The 1,782-nt window shown below is 38.5% G+C and carries 1 protein-coding gene and 2 pseudogenes; all 3 read left to right on the top strand.

Annotated elements, in window-relative coordinates; translation table 11 throughout:
- Positions 1–1,387: pseudogene (locus ACFILH_RS04505) on the top strand (hypothetical protein); the annotation flags it as partial.
- A pseudogene (locus ACFILH_RS04500) lies at positions 1,372–1,539 on the top strand (hypothetical protein); the annotation flags it as partial. The pseudogenes ACFILH_RS04505 and ACFILH_RS04500, both read left to right, overlap by 16 nt.
- A gap of 51 nt (positions 1,540–1,590) precedes the next feature.
- On the top strand, positions 1,591–1,782 hold a 192-nt coding region (locus ACFILH_RS04495), incomplete at its 3' end, for a hypothetical protein (RefSeq protein WP_375667431.1).

The following is a 1,782-nucleotide window of genomic DNA, read 5'->3' as shown; positions in this document are numbered from 1 at the left end:
AAGCAAAACCAATGAGGGTCTTTCGTCCACAGCGAGAAATCTGGAAACGGCTATGGCGAATACATCAAAATATTTTGGTGGTAAAACTGATGTACTAAAGGGTATGCCACCTAGCTATGCTGTTCAGAATCAGACGTATGAAAATATAACAGATGCTTTTGTGGCGGTTGATAGTTCTTTTAATAAAATGAAAGATAATATTAACAAACAGGTTGCTGATGTAAGAGACAGTATTCTTGTTAAGAAAAATGAAAAGACAGGTCTTATTACTATTGGTAAGGATCTATTGGAACCATTTGGCATTGATTTCAGCGACATTAAAGCCAGCCCTCGGACTCTTTCTGGTGTAGCTGCTGGTACTAAAGAAACTGATGCGGTGAATTTTTCGCAATTAAAAGATGTCAAAGAACAAGTAGCAGCCAGTAGCTTCGTTAAACAGGATGCAGAAACGAGACACATCAGTATTGGAAAAGAAACAGATGGTGATAAAATTGATATTGCCAACAACAAAAATGAAAAGCGTACCCTTACAGGTATAAAGAATGGCGCGCTCACAGAAGCTTCAAATGAAGCAGTAAATGGTTCCCAGCTTTTTGAAACAAATAAAAATGTTACGACTGTAACAAGTGATCTCAAAACAGCATCTGAGAATGTAGTCAAATATTTTGGTGGTGGTGCTAGTTATAAAGATGGCGCTTGGACAGCCCCTACATTCAAGCTTAAAACCTTCACATCTGATGGTAAAGAAGATGGTTCAAAAGACTATACCGATGTAGGCTCTGCTTTTGCAGGAATTGATACGAACTTCATAAATGTAAACAAACATCTGAATACTGTTGTTAATAATTTTAATGACAAATTAAACGATATTAATAAAGAATTTCAAGGCGATGCCTTATTGTGGAGCAAAACTGATAAAGCCTTTAGTGCTATGCGCGGAGAGGGGAAAGACAGAAGTTCAGGTAAAATTAAAAATCTTGCACCAGGTGATTTAACACAAAACTCAGAAGAAGCCGTGAATGGTGGACAGCTGTATATAGTGGGTACCCATTTAGCTAATTATCTTGGTGGCGGTGCTGACTTTGGAAATGGAAACTCAGAAGGTCCTACTTTTAAGATTAAAACTTTCGATACTGATGGAGAGGAAAAAAGTGAGACTTATCAGAATGTAGCTGATGCGTTTGAGGGTGTTAATACGGCTCTCACGACTGTTCAGAATAAATTGACTGAACAGGTTAATAATGTGATTACCAAAGTGGAAAGCGAGAGCTTTGTTCAGCAAGATAAGACAACGCATCGTCTCACTATTGGTGCAAAAGTAGGTGGCGCAGAAATCAATATTGCAAATGAAAGCGGTGCGNTCGTCTCACTATTGGTGCAAAAGTAGGTGGCGCAGAAATCAATATTGCAAATGAAAGCGGTGCGGATCGGATAATTTCTGGTGTTGGGGAAGCAAAGAACAATAATGACGCTGTTAACAAAAGCCAGCTTGATAGCAATATCAAGAATGTCAATGATAATGTAACAAATAAGTTTAGCGAACTTACTAAAAACATAACGAATATTACTCAGCAAGTTAAAGGTGATGCTTTGTTATGGAATGATGAAGCCAATGCCTTTGTCGCGCGTCATGAAAAGAGCAAAGAAGAAAAAGGCAAAGCTGTAAGGACACAAGAAAACAGTAGAATTACGTTTCTTGCAAATGGTGAGATTACCGCTAATTCAACGGATGCTGTCACGGGTGGTCAGCTTTATTCGCTGAACGAACAACTTGCAACCTAT

The sequence above is a fragment of the Bartonella sp. CL435QHHD genome (genome assembly GCF_042195095.1).
In the GTDB taxonomy this organism is placed as follows: Bacteria; Pseudomonadota; Alphaproteobacteria; order Rhizobiales; family Rhizobiaceae; genus Bartonella.
The sequence above is the reverse complement of the archived record's forward strand: the minus strand, read 5'-3'. Positions and strand labels throughout refer to the sequence as shown.